Origin of the sequence: Stenotrophomonas sp. SMYL11 (assembly GCF_036320005.1) — a bacterium.
Lineage (GTDB): Bacteria > Pseudomonadota > Gammaproteobacteria > Xanthomonadales > Xanthomonadaceae > Stenotrophomonas > Stenotrophomonas maltophilia_A.
The window spans coordinates 23,364-25,851 of the sequence record NZ_JAWIRS010000008.1 but is presented as its reverse complement, the minus strand read 5'-3'; the positions used below and the strand labels follow the sequence as shown (position 1 = coordinate 25,851).

Genomic DNA, 2,488 nt, shown 5'->3' with positions numbered 1-2,488 from the left:
CCCCCCCCCCCGCCCCCCCCCCCCCGGCCCGCTCGGGGCGGCCGCCCCCCCCCCCCCCCCCAACCCCATGAACCGCGATACGGTCAGATCAACCCTTCACCGGCCAGCGCGCGCAGTGCATCCTCGTCAAGGATCTCCACCACGTTCAGGTGGGGCAGGGCGATCAGCCCCTGCTGGCGCAGCTTGGTGAAGGTACGGCTGACCGTTTCCATGGTCAGGCCCAGATGGTCGGCGATGTCGCCACGACCCATCGGCAGCGATACGCGCAGGCCGTCGCCGCCCAGCTTGGCCTCGCGCGCGGCCAGGCGCAGCAGGAAATCAGCCAGCTTCTCGGCCGGCTGCAGGCGCGCCAGTGCCAGCGCGGCATCCTGTGCGGCATCCAGCTCCTGGCAGGCGCGCTGCAGCAGCTTGCGCTCCAGATGCGGGAAACGGCTGCGCAGTGCCTTCATCTGTGGCAGCGCGACGCGGCATACGCGGCTGTCGGCGATGGCCTCGATGTCGTAGCGATGGTGGTCGCTGCCGCTCAGGCCCAGGTAGTCGCCGGGCAGCACGAAGCCGTTGATCTGGCGGCGGCCGTCGGCCAGGGTGCGCACCAGGCGCAGTGCGCCGCCGGTCAATGTATAGACATGGTCGCGCTCTTCGCCGGTGCGGGCCAGCGTGCTGCCCATGCTGACCTGCTGCGAGACGGTGACCTGCTCCAGCGCCTGCACTTCATCGGGCGACAGCGCCGAGCACACCGCAAGGTGGCGAACCGAGCAGTGCAGGCAGTCCAGCGTGGTGCAGGACGGCGAGGCGGGATCGTTGGTGGCGGGCGGAGCGCCGGAAGGCCGTGACATGTTGCGGGGGGCGTATCGCGGGCGGGGAGGGCCTTATGATACTTCAAGCGGCCGTTCGACCCTGCCCGAGGCGGGGGCGCTAGAATGTCGCCCCCTCCCACGTCCCGTTCCAGCAGGAGTTCCGCCCGTGATCAAGCCCCGTACCCCGCCCGGCACCCTTGAACTGCTGCCGCGCGAGCAGATTGCGTTCCAGCGCATGCTGGACGTCATCCGCCGCAACTACGAGCGCTTCGGGTTCCTGCCGGTGGAGACGCCGGTGTTCGAGCTGTCCGATGTGCTGCTGACCAAGTCCGGTGGCGAGACCGAGCGCCAGGTGTACTTCGTGCAGTCCACCGGTGCGCTGGCGAACGCGACCGAATCGGGTGACCGCTCGCTGCCGGAAATGGCGCTGCGCTTCGACCTGACCGTGCCGCTGGCGCGCTACGTGGCCGAGCACGAACACGAACTGACCTTCCCGTTCCGTCGCTACCAGATGCAACGGGTATACCGCGGCGAGCGTGCGCAACGCGGTCGTTTCCGCGAGTTCTACCAATGCGACATCGACGTGATCGGCAAGGACAGCCTGAGCGTGCGTTACGACGCCGAAGTACTGGCGGTCATCCATGCGGTGTTCTCGGAACTGCGCATCGGTGACTTCAGCATCCAGCTGAACAACCGCAAGCTGATGCGCGGCTTCTTCGAGAGCCTGGGCGTGGCCGAGGGTGAGCGCCAGCTGGCGGTGCTGCGCGAAGTGGACAAGCTGGACAAGCGCGGCGCCGACTACGTGCGCGAGACGCTGGTGGGCGATGGCTTCAACATCCCGGCCGAACAGGTCGAGAAGATCCTGGCGTTCGTCGCCGTGCGTTCACAAGGCCATGCCGATGCGCTGGCGCAGCTGGCGACGCTGGAAGCCGACGCCGGTTCTTCGGAGATCCTGCGTACCGGCGTCGCCGAACTGCGCGAAGTGCTGCAGCTGGTGCAGGCGCTGGGCGTGCCGGAAACCGCGTATTGCCTGAACTTCTCCATTGCGCGCGGCCTGGATTACTACACCGGCACCGTCTACGAGACCACGCTGACCGATCACCCGCAGATCGGCTCGATCTGCTCGGGCGGCCGCTACGAAGACCTGGCCAGCCACTACAGCAAGTCGAAGCTGCCGGGCGTGGGCATCTCCATCGGGCTGTCGCGTCTGTTCTGGCAGCTGCGCGAGGCGGGTCTGATCGACGGCATCGAAGCCAGCAGCGTGCAGGCGCTGGTGGCATTGATGGACGAGCAGGGCATGCCGCAGTCGCTGGACATCGCGCGTCGCCTGCGCGCCGGTGGCATCAATACCGAAGTGCAGATGGAGCCGAAGAAGATCGGCAAGCAGTTCCAGTACGCGGCCAAGGCGGGCATCCGCTTCGTGGTGCTGGCCGGTGAAGACGAACTGGCGCGCGGCGTGGTGGCGGTGAAGGACCTGGTGCGCGAGCAGCAGTTCGAAGTCTCGCGCGACGAGCTGGCCAGCACCCTGCAGGTCGAGCTGGAACAGTCGAAGGTGATGTAAGGGCCGTTGGCCGCACGCCGACTACCCACGAAACGCCCACCTCCCGGTGGGCGTTTTTGTTTTTTGGCCGCGTTCCGGGGGGGGGGGGGGGGGGGGGGGAGGATAAAGAAACAGCGCCCCCGCGCCCCCC

Annotated in this window: 2 protein-coding genes; one reads left to right on the top strand and one right to left on the bottom strand. The window is 67.8% G+C overall.

Going from position 1 to position 2,488, the window contains the following annotated elements; all coding sequences use genetic code 11:
- Positions 1-83: 83 nt before the first annotated feature.
- Complete coding sequence (locus V3B46_RS12550; RefSeq protein WP_329892025.1) at positions 84-836, bottom strand: Crp/Fnr family transcriptional regulator; 753 nt, start codon at positions 834-836, stop codon at positions 84-86.
- Between the two features lie 127 nt (positions 837-963).
- On the opposite strand from V3B46_RS12550, the gene hisS reads away from it, so the two are divergent.
- Positions 964-2,358, top strand: coding sequence for a histidine--tRNA ligase (hisS, locus tag V3B46_RS12545; RefSeq protein ID WP_329892024.1), 1,395 nt, complete (start codon positions 964-966; stop codon positions 2,356-2,358).
- Positions 2,359-2,488: the final 130 nt, after the last annotated feature.